This window comes from Streptomyces sp. SLBN-31 (assembly GCF_006715395.1).
Classification (GTDB): domain Bacteria; phylum Actinomycetota; class Actinomycetes; order Streptomycetales; family Streptomycetaceae; genus Streptomyces.
This window is the reverse complement of the sequence record NZ_VFNC01000002.1, coordinates 1,762,346-1,781,448: the sequence shown is the minus strand read 5'-3', so window position 1 is coordinate 1,781,448 and position 19,103 is coordinate 1,762,346. Positions and strand designations below refer to the sequence as shown.

The window sequence follows — 19,103 nt, the reverse complement described above, 5'->3', positions numbered from 1 at the left end:
GGGCTATGGTTGTCTCATGTCTGTCGACCGTGACCACGTCCTCCGCTCCGCAGCGGCCCTGCTGACCCGCAAGTCCACCGCGACGATGGACGAGGTCGCCAAGGCCGCCGGGATCAGCCGCGCCACCCTGCACCGCCACTTCGCGGGCCGCGACGCGCTCGTACGGGCGCTGGAGTCGCTCGGCATCGCGGAGTGCGAGGCGGCGCTGGACACGGCCGCCCTGGACGAGGGCCCCGCGCCCGAGGCCCTACGGCGGCTCATCCGGACGCTGGAGCCGTCGGCCGCCCTGCTCGCCTTCCTCTACACCGAGAACCAGCTGTTCGAGGGCGAGGAGCAGAACACGGGCTGGACCAGGATCGACGACCGCATCGCGGACCTGTTCCGGCGCGGGCAGGCGGCCGGCGAGTTCCGCATCGACCTCACCCCGGCCTGGCTCACCGAGGCGCTGTACGGCCTGCTGGCCTCCGGCGCCTGGGCGGTGACCGAGGGCCGCGTGGCCCGCAAGGACTTCACCCACATGATCGCCGAGCTGCTGCTCGGCGGCGCACTGCGCCAGGACACACCACGAAGGAAGGAATCATGACCAGCACCCTGCAGCCGGCGACCACGACCGAGGCGGTGAAGCGCCCGGGCCGCTGGGCCGCGCTCGCCGTCCTCGTCCTCGCCGTGCTGCTGGTGGCCGTCGACGCGACCGTCCTCGGTCTCGCGACCCCCTACATCAGCGAGGACCTCAACCCCTCCGGCACCCAGCTCCTGTGGATCGGCGACGTCTACTCCTTCGTCATCGCCGGTCTGCTCGTCTCCATGGGCAGCCTCGGCGACCGCATCGGCCGCAAGCGCGTCCTGCTCGGCGGTGCCACGGCGTTCGGCGCGATATCGGTCCTCAACGCCTACGCGTCGACACCGGAGTTGATGATCCTGGCCCGCGCCCTGCTCGGCGTCGCGGGCGCGACCCTCATGCCGGCCACCCTGGCCCTGATCCGCAACATCTTCCACGACCCGCGCGAGCGCAGCCTCGCCATCGGCATCTGGGGAGCGACGGCCTCCGCGGGCACGGCGGTCGGCCCCATCGTGGGCGGCTTCCTGCTGGAACACTTCTGGTGGGGCTCGGTCTTCCTGATCAACCTGCCCGTGATGGCGGTCCTCGTCGTCGTCGGCATCCGCACCCTTCCCGAGTCCCGCAACCCGAACCCGGGCCCCTGGGACCTGACCAGCGTCGCGCTGTCCCTGGTCGGCGTGATCGGCGTCGTCTACGCGGTGAAGGAAGCGGCCACCGACGGCCTCGCCTGGCTCCCGCTCGCCGTCGGTGCCCTCGGCGCGGCGGCCCTGACCTGGTTCGTACGCCGCCAACTCACGCTTCCGGCACCGCTGTTGGACATGCGCCTGTTCCGCAACCGCGGCTTCAGCGCCGCGGTCCTGGCCGACCTGCTGACCATCCTCGGCCTGTCCGGCCTGGTGTTCTTCCTCTCCCAGTACCTGCAACTGGTGCAGGGCAGGGGACCGTTGGAGGCGGGTCTCGCCGAACTGCCCGCCGCGGTGGGCGCGGTGGCGGCGGGTCTCGTCGCCGGGCGCGTGGCCCGCCGGTTCTCCGTACGCGCCGTCGTCGCGGGCGGCCTGGCGGCCGTGGGCCTGGCCCTGGCCGCGCTGACGGTCCTCGACCGGTCGACGGGCTACGGCCTCCTCGGCGCCGCCCTGCTGGTGGTGGGCGTGGGCGCGGGCTTCTCCTTCACGGTCACCGCGGACGTCATCCTCTCCTCGGTGCCCAAGGAGCAGGCGGGCGCGGCCTCGGCCGTGTCGGAAACGGCGTACGAACTGGGCGCGGCCCTGGGCATCGCACTGCTCGGCACGATCGTCACGGGTGTCTACCGGGGCTTCAGCGCTCCGACGGGGACTCCGTCCGGGGCACATGAATCCCTGGGCGGCGCGGTCGAGGCAGCGGCCGGGATGCCGACGGCAGCGGGCCGGGAACTGCTGTCCTCAGCCCGCGAGTCCTTCGTCGACGGCCTGTCGATCGCTTCGGGCGTGGGAGCCGGCGTCCTCCTGGCGACAGCGGCCGCAGCATGGTTCATGCTTCGAGGCCAACGCCTGGAGACCCACCCCTGAGGGGCGCGGGGAACCGCGCACAGCACCCTCGCCCAGGGCACAGGAGTCGGCAACCGACCCGTCGGCCACCCGGGGGCGCGGGGAACCGCGCACAGCACCCTCGCCCAGGGCACAGGAGTCGCAACCGACCCGTCGGCCACCCAGGGGCGCGAGGAACCGCGCACAGCACCCTCACCCACAGCACTGTTCAGTCCAACAGCACCGTCAGTCCAACCGAACCGTCGGAGACCTACGCCGCCTTCGCCTTCGTGGCGTACATGTCCACGTACTCCTGCCCGGACAGCCGCATGACCTCCGCCATCACGGAGTCCGTCACGGCCCGCAGCACGTACCGGTCCCGGTCCATCCCCTCGTACCGGGAGAACTCCATGGCCTCGCCGAAACGGACCGTCACCTTCGCGGGGCGCGGCATCCCCGCGCCGCCCGGCTGGATCTTGTCCGTGCCGATCATGGCGAACGGGACGACGGGCGCGCCGGTCATCAGCGTCAGCCGCGCGATGCCGGTGCGCCCCCGGTACAGCCGGCCGTCGGGGGAGCGGGTGCCCTCGGGGTAGATGCCGAAGACCCGGCCCTCCTCCAGGATCCGGCGGCCCGTCATCAGCGCGGCCACGCCGCCCTTGCCGCCGTCCCGGTCGACCGGGATCATGCCGACGCCGGTGAAGAACCACGCCATGAGCCGGCCCTTGAGGCCCTTGCCGGTGACGTACTCGTCCTTGCCGATGAAGAACACCTGCCGGTCGCACACGAGCGGAAGGATCATCGAGTCGATGAAGGTGACGTGATTGCCCGCCAGGATGACGGGACCGTCCCCGGGGATGTTCTCCACGCCCTCCACCCGTGGGCGGAACATCAGGCGCATGATCGGTCCGAGCACTGCCTTGATGAGCGCGAAGCGGGACAACGGGCCCTCCGATGTCAAGGGTTTCGATATGAGTCTGTGCAGGTGAGGACGATACTCCCGGGCCCGGGGGTCGCGCACATCGGGTTCACCGAGGTCTTACGCAGTGTTGACACGCGTTTACCTGCGGTGACGCCCTGTCACCCGCCGGTAACCGGCGCGGAACCTGTGACGCATGTCGCGTACACCGCATGAGTGGGACCGGCACCTCGTCAGATCTCCTTGCCCGTACGACATCGGGCGTCACCCGCGTGTTCCGGCCACGGTCTCCCGCACGTCATGTCCACGCACCTACGATCGGCCCGCATCCAGGAGCCCACGTCAGGGGAGGCGTTCATGGGAACGCAGGAGAACGATCAGGCAGGCGGCACCGGGCGACGGGCGCTTCTCGGCGCGGCGGTGCTGGGCGCCGGCGGAGCCGTACTCGGCGTGGTGGGGACCGCGAGAGCCGCCGAGGCACGGCACGGGGGCGGGCTGGGCAGCCTGCCCAGGCCGACGATCATCGGCCACCGTGGCACCGCCGGCTACCGACCGGAGCACACCTTCGGCTCGTACGACCTGGCCCTCGACATGGGCGCCGACATCGTCGAGGCCGGCGACCTCTGTCCGACCAAGGACGGTCATCTGGTCTGCCGGCACGAGCCGGAGATCGGCGGCACGACCGACGTCGCCGACCACCCCGAGTTCGCCGGCCGCAGGACCACCAAGGTGCTGGACGGCGTCTCCACCACCGGCTGGTTCACCGAGGACTTCACCCTCGCCGAGCTCAAGACGCTGCGCGCGATCGAGCGCATCCCGGCCAACCGCCCGCACAACACGCTCTACAACGGCCGCTGGGAGATCCCCACCTTCGACGAAGTCCTGCGGTGGCAGGACGAGCAGACCCGCAGGCGCGGCAAGCAGGTGTGGATCTACCCCGAGACCAAGCACCCCACCTACTTCCGCAAGCTGGGCCTGGGCCTCGAGGAACGCGTCGCCAAGCTGCTGCACAAGCACGGCAAGGACAGGCGGAACTCGCCGGTCGTCCTGCAGTCCTTCGAGCCCACCAGCATCCAGCGGCTGAACAAGCTCGTCGACAACCCCCTCGTCGTCCTGCTGTCCGGCGCGACCACCCGCCCCTGGGACTTCGTCGAGTCGGGCGACCCGCGCACCGTCGCCGACCTGATCACCCCCAAGGGCCTCAGGGAGATCGCCGGCTACGCGCAGGGCATCGGCCCGACCCTCGACCTGGTCATCACCAAGAAGGCGGACGGCAGCCTCGACAAGGAGACCACCCTCGTCTCCGACGCGCACAAGGTCGGCCTGATCCTGCACCCGTACACCATGCGCAACGAGAACCCCTTCCTGCCGGCGGAGTACCGCAGGGGCACGGACGCGGACGGCTACGGCGACGCCTTCGGCGCCTTCAAGCGGTACTTCGCCACCGGCATCGACGGCGTCTTCACCGACAACGCCGACACGGGCCTGCTCGCCCGCGCCGACTTCGTCAACGGCTGACGGCCGCACCCCGGTTGGGGTGAACGGCAGGCCGCCCGGGCAACCCGGCACCCGGGCGGCCGCGTCGTGCCGCATATGACGCACGACCTGCTCACCGCCCTGCGCCCGCTGCTCACCGCCGAGGCCTCGGCCGAGGCGCCCGCCTCCGGGGCGGAACCGGCCGACCTGGAGCAGGCGGTCTGGCTCCGCCTGCTGGAACGCCTCGACACGCACGGCGCGCCCCTCGACCCGCCGGGCTGGCTGCGCCGCGCCGTCCGCTCCGAGGCCCGCCGCAGCCGCCGTACGACCCGTCACGAACGGCCCTACGGCGCCGAGCCCGCCGACGACACCGAGCGGGACCCGGCCGACCTCGCCCTCGCCGCCGCCCGCCGCCGGGCCCTGCGCGAGGCGGCCCGCCGGCTGCCCGGCCGCTGCCCCGGTCTGATCGAGGCCCTGCTCTCCCCGAAAGACCTGACATACAGGGAAATCGCGGGGGAGTTGGGTATGTCACAGGGCAGTCTGGGTCCGGAACGCTCCAGATGCCTGGGATGTCTTCGCCGTTTGCTCACATCGGAGGTTGCGGCGCGCGAAGGGCGGGGATAGGAGTGAGGGACAACGTGGCGATCAGGTGAGCGGGAGGCGTGCGCACATGGGCATGAGCGTGACCATCTCGGTGGCGACCGAGCAGGACACAGAGCAGATCTTCAAGCTCCAGTACCTGTGCTTCCAGAGCGAGGCGGCGCTGTACGGCAACTACCGCATCGACCCGCTCGTCCAGTCCCTGGAATCGGTCCGCCAGGAGGTGGCCGCCGACTGCGTCTTCGTGGCGCGGCTCGGCGAGGAGGTCGTCGGCTCGGTCCGCGGCCGTGTCACCGAGGACGGCTCGGCCTCCATCGGCAAGCTCTGCGTCCACCCCCGCCTGCAGGGTCACGGCATCGGCGCGCGGCTGCTGCGCGCGGCCGAGACGGCCCTGGTGGAGGAGCGCGGCGCGAAGAAGTTCCGCCTGTTCACGGGCCACCGCAGCGAGGGCAACCTGCGTCTGTACCGCCGCGTCGGCTACGAGACGGTGGGCACGTCGCAGGGCACCGACGGGGTACCGATGATCATCCTGGAGAAGCCGGCGGAGGCCTACGTCACTACCGCGTGATCGTGCGGTTCCTGCGGAGCCAGTACAGGGCGGACAGCGGCAGCAGCACCGGGATGAAGACGTAGCCCATGCCGTAGTCCGACCAGACCGTGGCGTCCGGGAAGGCCGAGGGGTCCACCAGGGTCCAGGTGCCGACGATCAGCACGCCCGCGAGTTCGGCGGCGCAGCACACCTGCGCCGCCTTGCGGGCCCTCTCGCCACCGCGTACCAGCGTGTACGTGATGAACCCGTACACCACGCCCGCGACGGCCGACAGCGAGTAGGCGAGCGGCGCCCGGTCGAACTCGGTCGCGATCTGGTAGACCGAGCGCGAGACCGCGCCGACGACCATCACGCCGTAGAACCAGACGAGCAGCATGCCGGGCCCGCTGATGAGCCGCTTCGGCTTGTCTTCCACGGCGGTCAACTCACCCTCCCCAGATGTCATAGAGCCGCACCTCGAGCACGGCCAGCACCACGCCGCCGGCGGCGACCGTCACCGAGCCCCAGCGCGTCCGCTCCGCCAGCGACATGAACCCCGCCACGGGGACGCAGGCGAGGGCGCCGATCAGATACGCCACGAAGATCGTCGTTCCCTGCTCCGGCTTCTCGCCCCGCGCCAGCTGCACGATCCCGATCACCAGCTGGACCAGGGCCAGCACCGACACCACGGCCATCCCGATGAAGTGCCAGTCCTTGGTGGGCTGGTCGCGGTAGGCCGCCCACCCGCACCAGGCGGCGAGCAGCAGCGCGGCGACACCGGTCACCAGCGTCAGGGCATCAAGCATGTCGTGACCTTATTACGGCCGAAACCGGCCGTCGCCGCCGACCCCGTCGTACGCCGTAGGGTCCAGACCATGACGATCCACGCGCACGCCCTCCTGTTCGACAACGACGGCACCCTCGTCTCCTCCCTCGCCTCCGTGGACCGCTGCTGGACGCGGTGGGCCGGGAGTACGGCCTCACCGCCGAGGAGTTCGGCCGCGTCGAGCTGCACGGACGCACGGCCGTGGAGATAGCCGCCGACCTGCTGCCCGCCGAGTTGGTCCCGGAGGCGGTCGCGCGGATCGAGCTGCTGGAAGTGGAGGACGTCCCCCACGGAGGCGTCCAGCTGCTGCCCGGGACGGCCGACTTCCTGGCCTCGCTGCCCTCCCCCACGCTCGGCTTCGCTCGCGCGGGGGGACCCCCATCCGCTGGGCCGTCGTCACCTCCGCCACCCGGCGCCTGGCCGAGGCCCGCCTCGACGCCGTCGGCATCCTGCCCAAGACGCTGGTCGCCGCCGACGACGTCACCCGCGGCAAGCCCGACGCCGAGCCCTACCTCCTCGCCGCCCGGCAGCTGGGCGTCGACCCGGCCGGCTGCGTCGTCTTCGAGGACGCCCCGGCGGGGCTCGCGGCCGGCCGCGCCGCCGGAATGACCACCGTGGCGTTGGCCACAACCCACCGGGCCCACGAGCTCGACGCCGACCTCGTGGTCGAGAACCTGTCGGCCTTGTCCGCACTGGTCACCGGCCGGGGAGTGGAGATCTCCGTCCGCGCCTGACACCTGTCCACCGCCGTCCACGATGTGGGACGGCGGTTCTTGGTCATCTCGATACGTCTGATTTACTGACCACATGACCACGACGAGCTGCCGCACCCTTGCGACCGAGGCGACCATGACGCCCGGTGCTCGTTGTATGTGTCGAATGTGCGCCTTCTAGAGGGCCCCGCCTGGGAGTGCCCCCGCTCGAGCGAAGCCGAGAGTGGGGGAGCCCCGAAGCAGCCGCCGCGGCATGTCCGTACGCGCTGAACGCCGTACGACACCCGGCCCCCGCGCATGAACCCTTCCTCCCGTACCGGGGCACACCCACGCCCGTGTACGGACTCGACAGTGACGGAAAACCCCTGTGATCACGACATCGGGCCTGACCAAGGTCTACCGCTCGCGCGGTCGTGAGGTCACCGCCCTGGACGGCGTCGACCTGCACGTCCGCGAAGGCGAGGTGTACGGCGTCATCGGCCAGTCCGGCGCCGGCAAGTCCTCGCTCATCCGCTGCGTCAACCTGCTGGAGCGTCCGACGTCCGGGACGGTCACCGTCGCCGGGCAGGACCTCACCGCCCTCGCCGGCCGCGGCCCCCGCGCCGGCCGGGAACTGCGGCGGGCGCGCAGCCGTATCGGCATGGTCTTCCAGCACTTCAACCTGCTGTCCTCGCGCACCGTCCAGGACAACGTCGAACTGCCGCTGGAGATCCTCGGCAAGTCCGGCAGGGAGCGCTCGCGCAAGGCGCTTGAGCTGCTGGACCTCGTCGGGCTCGCCGACAAGGCGCGGGCCTACCCCGCCCAGCTCTCCGGCGGCCAGAAGCAGCGCGTCGGCATTGCCCGCGCCCTGGCCGGCGACCCCGAGGTGCTGCTCTCCGACGAGGCCACCAGCGCCCTCGACCCGGAGACCACCCGCTCGATCCTGACGCTGCTGCGCGACCTGAACCGGCAGTTGGGCCTCACGGTCCTGCTCATCACCCACGAGATGGACGTAGTGAAGTCGGTCTGCGACTCGGCCGCCCTGATGGAGAACGGCCGCGTCGTCGAGTCCGGCACGGTGAGCGAACTGCTCGCCACCCCGGGCTCCGAGCTGGCCTCGGCCCTCTTCCCGCTCGGCGGCGAGGCCTCCGGCGAGGACCGGACCGTCGTCGACGTCACCTTCCAGGGCGAGGCCGCCACCCAGCCGGTCATCTCCCAGCTCTCCCGCACCTACAACATCGACATATCGATCCTCGGCGCCGCCATCGACACCGTCGGCGGCCTCCAGGTCGGCCGGATGCGCATCGAACTGCCCGGCCGCTACGAGGACAACGTGGTGCCGGTCGGCTTCCTGCGCGAACAGGGACTGCAGATCGACGTCGTCGGTGAGAGCCGGCCGGTGAAGGAAGGTGCCAAGTGACCTGGTCCGAGATGCAGCCCCTGCTGTCCCAGGCGTGTTGGGACACCCTGTACATGGTCGGCTGGTCCACACTCATCGCCGTCGTCGGCGGACTCCCGCTCGGCATCCTGCTCGTCCTGACCGACCGGGGCGGGCTGCTGCAGAACATCGTGGCCAACAAGGTCATCGGACAGGTCGTGAACATCGCCCGCTCGATGCCGTTCATCATCCTGATGGTCGCGCTGATGACCTTCACCCGCTCGATCACCGGCACCACCATCGGCCGCGAGGCCGCCATCGTGCCCCTGGCCATCGGCGCCATCCCGTTCTTCGCGCGCCTCGTCGAGACGGCTGTCCGCGAAGTGGACGGCGGGCTCGTCGAGGCCGTGCAGTCGATGGGCGGCAACACCTGGACCATCGTGCGCAAGGTCCTCGTACCGGAGGCGCTGCCCTCGCTGATCGCCAGCACCACCACCACGATCGTCGCCCTCATCGGCTACTCCGCCATGGCCGGCACGGTCGGCGCCGGCGGACTGGGCGACATCGCCATCCGCTACGGCTACCAGCGCTTCGAGACCGAGCTGATGTGGATCACCGTGGCGATCCTCGCCGTGGTCATCTCGCTCATCCAGTTCGCCGGCGACTTCGCCGCCCGTTCGCTGCACCGCCGTGGCGGCCGCTCCGGCCCGGCGCCGAAGCTGCGGCTGCTCAAGGCCGCGGAGCCCGCGTCGGCCGACGTCGGCAAGGTCGCCTAACCGCCCTCAGATCTTCCCGCCCACCAACCGCGGGATCGCTGCACCCATAAGGAAAGGCACTTTTCGTGCGTAACACCGCAAAGCTCAGCACCGCCGTCCTCGCCGCCGGAGCCCTCACCTTCGGGCTCACCGCCTGCGGCTCGGGCAACGACTCGGCCTCCTCCGACTACAGCGGACCGCTGGTCGTCGCCGCGAGCCCGACCCCGCACGCCGAGATCCTGAACTTCGTCGAGAAGAACCTCGCCAAGAAGGCAGGACTCGACCTGCAGGTCAAGGAGTTCCAGGACTACATCGTCCCGAACACCGCCACCGAGGACGGCTCGGTCGACGCCAACTACTTCCAGAACCAGCCCTACCTCGACGACTTCAACAACAAGCGCGGCACCCACATCGTGCCCGTCGTCACGGTGCACCTGGAGCCGCTCGGCCTGTACTCCCACAAGGTCGACAAGGTGGAGGCGCTGAAGAGCGGCGCGACCGTCGCCGTCCCGAACGACGCCGTGAACGAGGCGCGCGCACTGAAGCTGCTCGCGGCCAACGGCCTCATCACGCTCAAGGCCGGCGCGGGCAGCGAGGCGACCCCGCAGGACATCACCAAGAACCCCAGGAACCTCAAGTTCAAGGAGGTCGAGGCGGCCCAGACCGCGCGCTCCCTGGACGACGTGGACGCGGCCGTCGTCAACGGCAACTACGCCATCTCCGCGGGCATCAAGCCCGCCAAGGAGGCGCTCGTCCTGGAGTCCGCGAAGAACAGCCCGTACGGCAACTTCCTCGCGGTGAAGAAGGGCAACGAGAAGGACCCGCGGGTCAAGAAGCTGGCCAAGCTGCTCACCTCGCCCGAGGTGAAGAAGTTCATCGAGGACAAGTACCAGGGCTCCGTCATCCCCTCCTTCTGAGCCTCTTTCCGAGCCGCACCGATCGGTGCGGCTCGGCACGTATACGGCGTATCGCCACGCACGGGGTCTACTCGCTCACTGCGAGTGGACCCCGTGGTGCGGTCCGGCGGGTCCATGCTGCATGCTGGGCAGTTCAGCAGGACTTGAAGGTTTCCGAAGGTTACGGAGCGGCGCATGAGTGGCACCTTCCCCAACATCTCCATCAGCACGGAGCGGTTGGTGCTGCGACCCCTCGACGAGGACGACGTGCCCGCCCTGGCCGAGATGATGAACGACGAGCAGGTGGGCGCCTGGACGAGCGTCCCCCAGCCCTACACCGAGGAACTGGCCCGCGTCTGGATCACCGAGCGGGCGCCCGCCGAGCGGGAGGCGGGACGCGGACTCACCTTCGCCGTCACGGAGTTCCTCACCCAGCGCCTGGTCGGCGTCGTCCAACTCGCCAGGACCAACTGGCACATCCGCTCCACCGAGCTGTCGTACATCATCGCCCCCTGGGCGCGCGGCGAGGGCTACGCCTCCGAGGCCGCGCTCGCCACCGCCCAATGGCTGCTCGGCGACCAGAAGTTCGAGCGGATCGAGCTGCGCACGGCGGCCGACAACACCGCGTCCCAGCAGGTCGCCCAGAAGATCGGCTGTATCAGCGAGGGCGTCCTGCGCAACGCGTGCATAGCCCGCGTCCGCGCGGAGGACGGCACCTGGAACGACGTACGCACCGATTACATCGTGTGGAGCCTGCTGCCCGAGGACCTGGACGGCGCCGGCGAGCAGCTGGCCGACAGAGATGGTTTCACCACGTTCCCCGACTGGAACTGACCCTGGGGACCGAGGGGCACGGCACCGCCGCAGCGGCCGCCTCCGCCACCAGGTACCCTCACGGAGCCCGACCTGCGTGAACCCCCTGGAGACTGACGACCATGGCCGACCGCGTCACGGTGATCGGCTGGGACGGCTCGCCGCTGACCGCCGCGGCTCGCTCCGCCCTCGGTGCCGCCACCCTGGTGGCCGGGGCCGCCCACCACCTGGCGCTGCCCGAGGTGCCGCCCTCCGCCGAGCGCATCCGGCTCGGCAGCGTCGCCCTCGCCGCCCGCCGCATCGCCGGACACCGGGGAACCGCCGTGGTCCTCGCGGACGGCGACCCGGGCTTCTTCGGAGTCGTACGGACGCTGCGCGCACCCGAGTTCGGCCTGGAGGTCGAGGTCGTCCCCGCCGTCTCCTCCGTCGCCGCCGCCTTTGCGCGCGCCGGCATGCCCTGGGACGACGCACAGGTGGTCGTCGCACATCGGCGCACCCTGCGACGCGCGGTGAATGTATGCCGGGCCCACACCAAGGTGGCCGTTCTCACCTCACCCGGCGCCGGCCCAGCAGAACTCGGCCTGCTCCTGGAGGGTGTGCATCGCACCTTCGTCATCTGCGAGGAACTGGGCACCGAACGCGAACAGGTCACCGTCGTCACCTCCGACAAGGCCCCCGACCACACCTGGCGCGACCCGAACGTCGTCATCGTCATCGGCGGCCCCGCCGGGGTGGGGGAGAGCGGCGGCTGGCTCGCCGGACGCGACCCCGGCGCCGGCCCGCGCGGCTGGACGCAGCCCGGCGAGGCCTACGACGGCCCGCTCGGCGAGGGTGAGACGGATCTGCTCCGCGCGGCCCAACTCGCCCGGCTGGGCCCCCGCGTCGGTGACCTCGTCTGGGACATCGGCTGCGGCAGCGGTGCCTTCGCCGTCGAGGCCGCCCGCGCCGGCGCCGCCGTCATCGCCGTCGACCGGGAGCTGGACGCCTGCGCCCGCACGGACGCCGCCGCCCGCCGCTTCGGCGTACAGGCACAGATCATCCGCGGCACCGCCCCGCACGTCCTGGAGAACCTCCCCGAGCCGGACGTCGTCCGCGTCGGCGGCGGGGGAGCGGCCGTCGTCTCGGCGGTCGCCGACCGCCGCCCGCAGCGCATCGTCACGCACGCCGCGACCCGTGACGCCGCCGAACTCATCGGCCGCGACCTGACGGAGCACGGATACGACGTGGAGTGCGCCCTCCTGCAGTCCGTCGAACTCGACACCCGGGCCTGGACGGAGACGGAGCGGAGCGTCGCGTTCCTGCTCAGCGGGGCGCTGCCGGAGCGCACGGCGTGACCCCGCTGCCGTCCCAGTGATCCTGTTTTCTTCCCTCCCGGTGATCCGGTAGTCCTATCGCTCGCGGTAGGCTGGCCGACCGTTGTACCGCACCGGGTGGCCCGGCAGTTCGTTCGCCAATGTCCGGAAAACGCGCCCCTTTTGGGGTGGGTGCGGTACGGCAGAACCGGAGGACGCGCAACGTGGCGCAGTCCACAGCGGGCTGTCGCGGATCAAGCTGTCGCGACGGAGGAACGACCGGGACAATGCCACTGAATGGCTTTGTCGCCTTTTATGGGCGGGTCGTTCGTGCCGCTGGGCGCGCACGCTCGTTCTTCACTGCGGGGGCGGTCGGTGCGCCGTTCCCGGTGAGCCGGACCGAGAAGCACTAACCGATGGGCGAGGGGTACGCATGACCGACACCGGCCAGGTCCCGGGCGAGGGGCTGCCGGAGAACGCAGGCGTGGTGGAACAGCCGGGCGTTCCGGCGCCCGGTGCGTACGCCTACCTCTCCGAGACCACCGCCGAGGACGAAGACCTGTTGTTGCTGCCGGGTGCGCAGAGCCCCTGGGGCAACGAGGTCGCCCCGCCCGCGCCCGAGCCGGTCGTCGAGACCGTGCACGAGCCGGGCCCGCACGAGATGTCCGGCCGCGACAGCGGCTCGGTCGACCTCGGCGGCGTCCGTCTCCCCGAAGCGCCGACCACGCCGATCCCGCCGGTCACCCCGCGCCGCCCGCTCCACCTCGGCCCGCCCATCCCCGACGCGTCCGCCAGCCCGGTCCGCTCCCTGGCCGACCGCGGCCCCGCGGGCGCGCCCGTGCGCCAGCCGGGCCCGCCGACGGTCGGCCCCGAGTACCTCGACGCACCCCAGGCGCGTGCCGCGTCCCCGCAGGGCGCGACCCCCTGGAGCGCCCAGGCGCCGGGCGCGACACAGGCGCCGGTCGGCCCCGAGGCCACGGCTGCCGAAACGGTTGCTCCGGCTGTTTCCGCTGGTCCCGAGCAGGGAGAGCACGAGCGGCAGCCCGAGCCGGTGGGCGCGGCCCAGGCCGTCATGGCCCGCATCGCGACGGAGGCGGGGGCCGCCGCGCAGGGGCAGGACGGTTCGTACGCGATCCAGAGCGGTGACGCCGCTCACCACACGCAGACCGGTGGACCGGACGACGCGACCGCGGCCCACGGCCCCGAGAGCGGGCATGTGCCCGTGGAAGTGGCCGCCGTGGACGGCGCACACGTCGCCGGAGCCGACGCCTCCGCGGGCGGGTTCGCCCCGGATTCCGGCGGGCCCGTCGGCGCCTTCCCCGCCGAGGGCGCGCCGACGGCGTCCGGAAACCCTCCGGAGGGCACGCCGACGGCTCCGGGGGCCCATGGGGTGGACGGCGCTCCGACGGCTCCGGGGGCCCATGGGGCGGACGGCGCTCCGACTACCCCCGGGCCCCTTGCGGCGGACAGCGCGCAGACCGACGCGGTCGAGGGCGGGTCCGTTGCCCCGGGTGCTCACGTCGCCGATGCCGAGGGCGGGCCGGTCGCGCCGGGCGTTCCGGCGGCTCCCGACGCGGCCGACGTGCCGGTCGAGGGCGGCCCCGTCGCCCCGGGCGCTCCCGCTGCCGATGCGGGAGAGGCGGGCGTGGGCGGGTTCGCCGTGGACGGTGCGCAGGTCGCGCCGGGCGTGCCCGGTGCCGAGGGCGCACACACGGCTGCCGGCGGCTTGGCCCCGGAGGGCGAGGCCGTAGGCCACCCCGTACCCGCGGCCGATGGGTCCGGCCAGCTCGGCGCGGATGCCGGGCCCGCGGGGCCGGGCGTTCCCGTGACAGATGCCGGGCACGCGGGCGAGTTCGCCGTGGCAGGTGAGCAGACCGTTCCGGGCGGCCCCGGCACGGAGGGCGCGTCCGATGTCGCGGCCGGTCCCGACACGGTCGCCGCCGGAGCGGGACCCGAGGGCGTGCCCACCGAAGCCGTCATGGCAACCGAGGCCATGGTGGTTCCCGACGCCGCCCAGGCGGCGGACCCCGGCCCGCTTCCCGGAGCCGCGTACGCCCCCGATGCCGCGTCGGCGCCCGCGGGCGCGCAGTTCGCGGAGGGCGCCGCGCCCGAGGGTGCCCAGCTCACCGAAGCCGCCGTACCCGAGACCGGGCAGGTCTCCGACGCCGTGGCCGCCGAACCGGTGGCCGTGCCCGTGGCGCAGGCCCTGCCCGAGGTCGGCCGGCTCCCGGACGACGCGACGCCCCCGACCGCTGCCCCGGTCGCGCCCCTCGACGCCGCCCAGGTGGCCGTCGCCGCCTCCGCCGTCGCGGCGGACGCCCCCCACACCGCCGTAACCCCCGAGCCGCCGGAAGGCACCCTGCCGTCGGCCCTCGACCCGACGCAGCCACCGCAGCCGACGGACGGCCCCGCGGCACCGACCGGAGATGCCACCATCGCCACCGACCCCTCCCCCCAGCCCGCGGACGGCGAGCACATCGCCCAGGTCCGCAGCCCACTTGTCGAGGCGGGGGCCGCGCCCCAGCCCGTCGACCCCGCGCAGACGCCCCCGCCGGTGGCCCCCGAGGCCGACCGGCCCGGCCTCCCCGCGGACGCCGAGACGGCGGTCCCGCCGGCCGGTGACGACCGGTCCATCGGCCGGTTCGTGCCGGTGGCCGGCTCCGTGCCGACCACCCCGCACCTCGCGCCGACCCCGCCGCACGCGCTCACCCTCCCCGCGGAGCAGGCGCAGGCGCCCGAGCCGGCCGCCACGGTCCCCGCCCCGCGCGAGGCCGACCCCGAACCCGTACAGCACGCGGACGACCTGGACACCCAGGTCGCCGACCAGGAAGAAGAGAGCAAGGCCGCTGTGGAAGAAGTACGACAGTCCACCGGCCCCGCCGCGCCCGCCTACGACGACGCCGAGCGCGAGGCCGTCCTGAAGGTCATGCGCGAGCGCCGCGACATCCGCAACGGCTTCCGCAGCGACCCCATCCCGCACGAGGTGCTGCTCCGCGTCCTGGAAGCCGCGCACACCGCCCCGTCCGTGGGCCACTCGCAGCCCTGGGACTTCGTCGTCATCCGCTCCGCCGACACCCGGCGCAGCATGCACGAACTGGCCATGCGGCAGCGGGACGCGTACGCGAAGTCGCTGCCCAAGGGGCGGGCCAAGCAGTTCAAGGAACTGAAGATCGAGGCCATCCTCGACACCCCGGTGAACATCGTCGTCACCGCCGACCCGACCCGCGGCGGCCGCCACACCCTCGGCCGGCACACCCAGCCGCAGATGGCGCCGTACTCCGCCGCGCTCGCCGTCGAGAACCTCTGGCTCGCCGCCCGCGCCGAGGGGCTCGGCGTCGGCTGGGTCAGCTTCTTCGACGAGCGCGAGATGGTCCGCGCGCTCGGGCTGCCCGAGCACCTGGAGGTCATCGCCTACCTGTGCGTCGGGTACGTCGACGAGTTCCCGGACGAGCCCGAGCTGATGCAGGCCGGCTGGTCCAAGCGCCGCCCGCTGTCGTGGGTCGTGCACGAGGAGACGTACGGCCGCCGCGCCCTGCCCGGCGAGGAGCCGCACGACCTGCTCGCCGAGACCGTCTCGCAGATCCGCCCGCTGGACGCCAAGGCGCTCGGCGAGGCCTGGGAGCGGCAGAAGCGCATGACCAAGCCGGCCGGCGCGCTCGGCATGCTGGAGATCATCTCCGCCCAGCTGTCCGGTCTGTCCCGCCAGTGCCCGCCGCCGATCCCGGAGCCCGCCGCCGTCGCGATCTTCGCCGGCGACCACGGCGTGCACGCCCAGGGCGTCACCCCCTGGCCGCAGGAGGTGACGGCCCAGATGGTCGCCAACTTCCTCGGCGGCGGCGCGGTCTGCAACGCCTTCGCCGGCCAGGTCGGCGCCGAGGTGTGCGTCGTGGACGTCGGTGTGGCCACCGACCTCCCGGCGACCCCGGGTCTGCTGCCCCGCAAGATCCGCGCGGGCACGTCCGACATGACCACCGGCCCCGCGATGACCCGCGAGGAGGCCAAGCTGGCCATCGAGGTGGGCATCGAGACCGCCCGCGACCTGGTGGCCGCCGGCAACAAGGCCCTGCTGACCGGTGAGATGGGCATCGCCAACACGACCGCGTCGGCGGCCCTGATCTCGGTGTTCACCGGCGCCGACCCGGCCGAGGTCACCGGCCGCGGCACCGGCATCAACGACGAGACGCTGGCCCGCAAGACCGAGGTGATCCGGCGCGCCCTCGAACTCCACCAGCCGGACCCGGCCGACCCCATCGGCGTCCTCGCCGCGATCGGCGGCTTCGAACACGCCGCGATGGTCGGCCTGTTGCTGGGCGGAGCGTCGCTGCGTACGCCGGTGATCCTCGACGGTGTCAGCGCCGGGGCCGCCGCCCTGGTCGCCCGCGCCATCGCCCCGGAGGTCCTCGCGGCCTGCATCGCGGGCCACCGCAGCGCCGAGCCCGGTCACGTGGCCGCCCTGAACAAGCTGGGCCTGCGCCCCCTGGTCGACCTCGACCTGCGCCTCGGCGAGGGCACGGGCGCCCTGCTCGCCCTGCCGCTCGTGCAGAGCACGGCCCGTGCCATGCACGAGGTGGCGACCTTCGACTCGGCGGGCGTCACCGAGAAGTGAGCCCCGGCCGGGGTGGGACCGCCGTCACTGCGGTCGCCCCCATCCCGGCCGTACGCTGAACGCGTCATCGAAACACGCACGTCAGGGCTGCTCCAGCGCCGTAGCGCCCATCGCTTTTTGCCAGGACGAGGAGCCGCACCTCATGGCCGAACACCCCGCCTACCCCGTAGGCCTCCGCCTCTCCGGCCGCAAAGTGGTCGTCCTCGGTGGCGGCCAGGTCGCCCAGCGCCGACTCCCGGCGCTGATCGCCGCGGGCGCGGACGTCCTCCTCGTCTCGCCCGAGGCGACTCCCTCCGTCGAGGCGATGGCGGAAGCGGGCGAGATCACCTGGCACCGGCGCGGGTACGCCGACGGGGACCTGGCGGACGCCTGGTACGCCCTGATCGCCACCAGCGACGCGGAGGCGAACGTCCGGGCCTCCGCCGAGGCGGAGGCCAACCGCGTGTGGTGCGTACGCTCCGACGACGCGGACGCCGCCACCGCCTGGACCCCGGCGACCGGCACCAGCGAGGGCGTGACGGTCGCCGTCCTCACCAGCCGCGCCGGCGGCCGCGACCCCCGGCACACCGCCGCAATCCGCGACGCGGTCGTCGAGGGACTGCGCGACGGCACCCTGGTCGCCCCGCACCACCGCACCCGCACCCCGGGCGTCGCCCTCGTCGGCGGCGGCCCCGGCGACCCGGACCTGATCACCGTCCGAGGCCGCCGTCTGCTCGCCGAGGCCGACGTGGTCATCACCGACCACCTGGGCCCCCGCGACCTGCTCGCCGAGCTGTCCCCGGGCGTCGAGGTGATCGACGCGGCGAAGCTGCCGTTCGGACGCTTCATGGCCCAGGAGGCCATCAACAACGCGCTGATCGAACACGCCAAGCAGGGCAAGTCGGTCGTCCGGCTCAAGGGCGGCGACCCGTTCGTCTACGGCCGTGGGATGGAGGAGGTCAACGCGCTCGCGGAGGCCGGCATCCCGTGCACGGTCGTGCCCGGCATCTCCAGTTCAATCTCGGTCCCCGGCGCGGCCGGTATCCCGGTCACCCACCGCGGTGTCGCACACGAGTTCACGGTGGTCAGCGGGCACGTCGCCCCTGACGACGCGCGTTCCCTCGTCGACTGGCCGTCGCTGGCCAAGCTCACCGGGACGCTCGTGATCCTCATGGGCGTCGCCACGATCGGGAAGGTCGCCGAGACGCTCATCGCGCACGGCAAGTCGCCCGACACTCCGGTCGCGCTGATCCAGGAGGGCACGACCGCCGCCCAGCGGCGCGTCGACGCCACCCTCGCCACGGTCGCCGAGACGGTCGTCACGCAGGAGGTCAGGTCGCCGGCGGTCATCGTCATCGGCGCGGTCGTGAAGGTGGGCCCGGAGACCTCGGCGTAACCCGGGGTAACACAACTCGCTCCCAGCCGTTGGCACCACACCCAGGACAAGGCAGTATCACCCTGTGGCCGATCTCATCACCGTCGAGGATCCCGACGACCCGCGCCTGCGCGACTACACAGGCCTGACCGACGTAGAGCTGCGCCGCAAACGCGAACCGGCCGAGGGCCTGTTCATCGCCGAGGGCGAGAAGGTCATCCGCCGGGCCAAGGACACCGGGTACGAGATGCGCTCGATGCTGCTGTCCGCCAAGTGGGTCGACGTCATGCGCGACGTCATCGACGAGCTCCCCGCCCCGGTCTACGCCGTCAGCCCGGAGCTCGCCGAGCAGGTCACCGGCTACCACGTGCACCGGGGCGCGCTCGCCTCGATGCAGCGCAAGCCGCTGCCGACGGCGGCCGAACTCCTGCAGACCGCACGCCGGGTGGTGGTCATGGAGTCGGTCAACGACCACACCAACATCGGCGCGATCTTCCGCTCGGCGGCGGCCCTGGGCATGGACGCGGTCCTGCTCTCGCCGGACTGCGCGGACCCCCTGTACCGCCGTAGCGTCAAGGTCTCCATGGGCGCGGTCTTCTCCGTCCCCTACGCGCGCCTCGACACCTGGCCCAAGGGCCTGGAATCGGTGCGCGAGGCCGGCTTCACGCTGCTCGCCCTCACCCCCGACGAGAAGGCCAAGGCCCTGGACGAGGCCGCCCCGCACCGGATGGACCGCGTCGCCCTGATGCTCGGCGCCGAGGGCGACGGCCTGTCCACGCAGGCACTGGTCGCCGCCGACGAATGGGTGCGTATCCCGATGTCGCACGGCGTGGACTCCCTGAACGTCGGCGCGGCGGCCGCGGTCGCCTTCTACGCGGTGGCCACGGGCCGCCCGCAGGGGTAGCC

Annotated in this window: 16 protein-coding genes and 1 pseudogene; 14 read left to right on the top strand and 3 right to left on the bottom strand. The window is 72.3% G+C overall.

Annotated features, from left to right (window positions below; genetic code table 11):
- Positions 1 to 16 precede the first annotated feature (16 nt).
- Positions 17 to 583, top strand: a complete 567-nt coding sequence (locus FBY22_RS28195) for a TetR/AcrR family transcriptional regulator (protein WP_174267278.1) — start codon at positions 17 to 19, stop codon at positions 581 to 583.
- The gene (locus tag FBY22_RS28190) at positions 580 to 2,103 is read left to right on the top strand and encodes an MFS transporter (protein ID WP_142150599.1); all 1,524 of its coding nucleotides are present in this window, start codon (positions 580 to 582) and stop codon (positions 2,101 to 2,103) included. Before FBY22_RS28195 ends, FBY22_RS28190 begins: the two co-directional genes overlap by 4 nt.
- 229 nt (positions 2,104 to 2,332) lie before the next feature.
- Here the strand turns inward: FBY22_RS28190 and FBY22_RS28185 are convergent, their stop codons facing one another.
- Positions 2,333 to 3,004 carry a 1-acyl-sn-glycerol-3-phosphate acyltransferase gene (locus FBY22_RS28185; protein WP_142150597.1) on the bottom strand — a complete coding sequence of 224 codons (672 nt, stop codon included), beginning with the start codon at positions 3,002 to 3,004 and terminating at the stop codon, positions 2,333 to 2,335.
- A 333-nt stretch (positions 3,005 to 3,337) separates the two neighbouring features.
- Between FBY22_RS28185 and FBY22_RS28180 the strand changes: the two genes are divergently transcribed.
- From FBY22_RS28180 to FBY22_RS28170, 3 genes are all read left to right on the top strand, one after another.
- Positions 3,338 to 4,498, top strand: a complete 1,161-nt coding sequence (locus FBY22_RS28180) for a glycerophosphodiester phosphodiesterase (RefSeq protein WP_142150595.1) — start codon at positions 3,338 to 3,340, stop codon at positions 4,496 to 4,498.
- Between the two features lie 75 nt (positions 4,499 to 4,573).
- Positions 4,574 to 5,080, top strand: coding sequence for a sigma-70 family RNA polymerase sigma factor (locus FBY22_RS28175; RefSeq protein ID WP_142150593.1), 507 nt, complete (start codon positions 4,574 to 4,576; stop codon positions 5,078 to 5,080).
- Between the two features lie 46 nt (positions 5,081 to 5,126).
- Positions 5,127 to 5,624, top strand: a complete 498-nt coding sequence (locus FBY22_RS28170; RefSeq protein WP_142150591.1) for a GNAT family N-acetyltransferase — start codon at positions 5,127 to 5,129, stop codon at positions 5,622 to 5,624.
- On the opposite strand, the gene FBY22_RS28165 is transcribed toward FBY22_RS28170, so the two are convergent.
- A complete protein-coding gene (locus FBY22_RS28165) occupies positions 5,614 to 6,051 on the bottom strand; it encodes a hypothetical protein (protein WP_399211953.1) in 438 nt (145 codons plus the stop codon). The two genes, FBY22_RS28170 and FBY22_RS28165, sit on opposite strands and share 11 nt — an antisense overlap.
- Complete coding sequence (locus FBY22_RS28160; RefSeq protein ID WP_142150587.1) at positions 6,032 to 6,391, bottom strand: hypothetical protein; 360 nt, start codon at positions 6,389 to 6,391, stop codon at positions 6,032 to 6,034. Before FBY22_RS28160 ends, FBY22_RS28165 begins: the two co-directional genes overlap by 20 nt.
- A 69-nt stretch (positions 6,392 to 6,460) precedes the next feature.
- On the opposite strand from FBY22_RS28160, the pseudogene FBY22_RS28155 reads away from it, so the two are divergent.
- The 9 genes and pseudogenes from FBY22_RS28155 (at position 6,461) to FBY22_RS28115 (ending at position 19,101) form a co-directional block, all read left to right on the top strand.
- Positions 6,461 to 7,145, top strand: a pseudogene (locus tag FBY22_RS28155) (HAD-IA family hydrolase).
- A gap of 346 nt (positions 7,146 to 7,491) precedes the next feature.
- On the top strand, positions 7,492 to 8,523 hold the full coding sequence (locus FBY22_RS28150; protein WP_142150585.1) for a methionine ABC transporter ATP-binding protein: 1,032 nt from the start codon (positions 7,492 to 7,494) through the stop codon (positions 8,521 to 8,523).
- On the top strand, positions 8,520 to 9,257 hold the full coding sequence (locus tag FBY22_RS28145) for a methionine ABC transporter permease (RefSeq protein ID WP_142150583.1): 738 nt from the start codon (positions 8,520 to 8,522) through the stop codon (positions 9,255 to 9,257). The genes FBY22_RS28150 and FBY22_RS28145 overlap by 4 nt, the downstream gene beginning before the upstream one ends.
- 65 nt (positions 9,258 to 9,322) lie before the next feature.
- Positions 9,323 to 10,153 (top strand): MetQ/NlpA family ABC transporter substrate-binding protein, encoded by an 831-nt coding sequence (locus FBY22_RS28140; protein ID WP_142150581.1) that lies wholly within the window; start codon positions 9,323 to 9,325, stop codon positions 10,151 to 10,153.
- 174 nt (positions 10,154 to 10,327) lie between these two features.
- Positions 10,328 to 10,966: a GNAT family N-acetyltransferase gene (locus FBY22_RS28135; protein ID WP_142150579.1), complete on the top strand. Its 639-nt coding sequence runs from the start codon at positions 10,328 to 10,330 to the stop codon at positions 10,964 to 10,966.
- Positions 10,967 to 11,067: 101 nt separating this feature from the next.
- Complete coding sequence (gene cbiE / locus FBY22_RS28130; protein ID WP_142150577.1) at positions 11,068 to 12,279, top strand: precorrin-6y C5,15-methyltransferase (decarboxylating) subunit CbiE; 1,212 nt, start codon at positions 11,068 to 11,070, stop codon at positions 12,277 to 12,279.
- A 391-nt stretch (positions 12,280 to 12,670) separates the two neighbouring features.
- Positions 12,671 to 16,843: a nicotinate-nucleotide--dimethylbenzimidazole phosphoribosyltransferase gene (gene cobT, locus FBY22_RS28125; protein ID WP_142150575.1), complete on the top strand. Its 4,173-nt coding sequence runs from the start codon at positions 12,671 to 12,673 to the stop codon at positions 16,841 to 16,843.
- 142 nt (positions 16,844 to 16,985) lie between these two features.
- On the top strand, positions 16,986 to 18,218 hold the full coding sequence (gene cobA / locus FBY22_RS28120) for a uroporphyrinogen-III C-methyltransferase (RefSeq protein WP_142150573.1): 1,233 nt from the start codon (positions 16,986 to 16,988) through the stop codon (positions 18,216 to 18,218).
- Positions 18,219 to 18,282: 64 nt separating this feature from the next.
- Positions 18,283 to 19,101 (top strand): RNA methyltransferase, encoded by an 819-nt coding sequence (locus FBY22_RS28115; RefSeq protein ID WP_142150572.1) that lies wholly within the window; start codon positions 18,283 to 18,285, stop codon positions 19,099 to 19,101.
- Positions 19,102 to 19,103: the final 2 nt, after the last annotated feature.

Excerpts from the sequence above, each read along its gene's own strand:
- FBY22_RS28195 (WP_174267278.1), top strand. The coding sequence starts at position 17 with ATGTCTGTCGACCGTGACCACGTCCTCCGCTCCGCAGCGGCCCTGCTG.
- FBY22_RS28190 (WP_142150599.1), top strand. The coding sequence starts at position 580 with ATGACCAGCACCCTGCAGCCGGCGACCACGACCGAGGCGGTGAAGCGC.
- FBY22_RS28180 (WP_142150595.1), top strand. The coding sequence starts at position 3,338 with ATGGGAACGCAGGAGAACGATCAGGCAGGCGGCACCGGGCGACGGGCG.
- FBY22_RS28175 (WP_142150593.1), top strand. The coding sequence starts at position 4,574 with ATGACGCACGACCTGCTCACCGCCCTGCGCCCGCTGCTCACCGCCGAG.
- FBY22_RS28170 (WP_142150591.1), top strand. The coding sequence starts at position 5,127 with ATGGGCATGAGCGTGACCATCTCGGTGGCGACCGAGCAGGACACAGAG.
- FBY22_RS28165 (WP_399211953.1), bottom strand. The coding sequence starts at position 6,051 with ATGACATCTGGGGAGGGTGAGTTGACCGCCGTGGAAGACAAGCCGAAG.
- FBY22_RS28160 (WP_142150587.1), bottom strand. The coding sequence starts at position 6,391 with ATGCTTGATGCCCTGACGCTGGTGACCGGTGTCGCCGCGCTGCTGCTC.
- FBY22_RS28135 (WP_142150579.1), top strand. The coding sequence starts at position 10,328 with ATGAGTGGCACCTTCCCCAACATCTCCATCAGCACGGAGCGGTTGGTG.
- cbiE (WP_142150577.1), top strand. The coding sequence starts at position 11,068 with ATGGCCGACCGCGTCACGGTGATCGGCTGGGACGGCTCGCCGCTGACC.
- cobT (WP_142150575.1), top strand. The coding sequence starts at position 12,671 with ATGACCGACACCGGCCAGGTCCCGGGCGAGGGGCTGCCGGAGAACGCA.
- cobA (WP_142150573.1), top strand. The coding sequence starts at position 16,986 with ATGGCCGAACACCCCGCCTACCCCGTAGGCCTCCGCCTCTCCGGCCGC.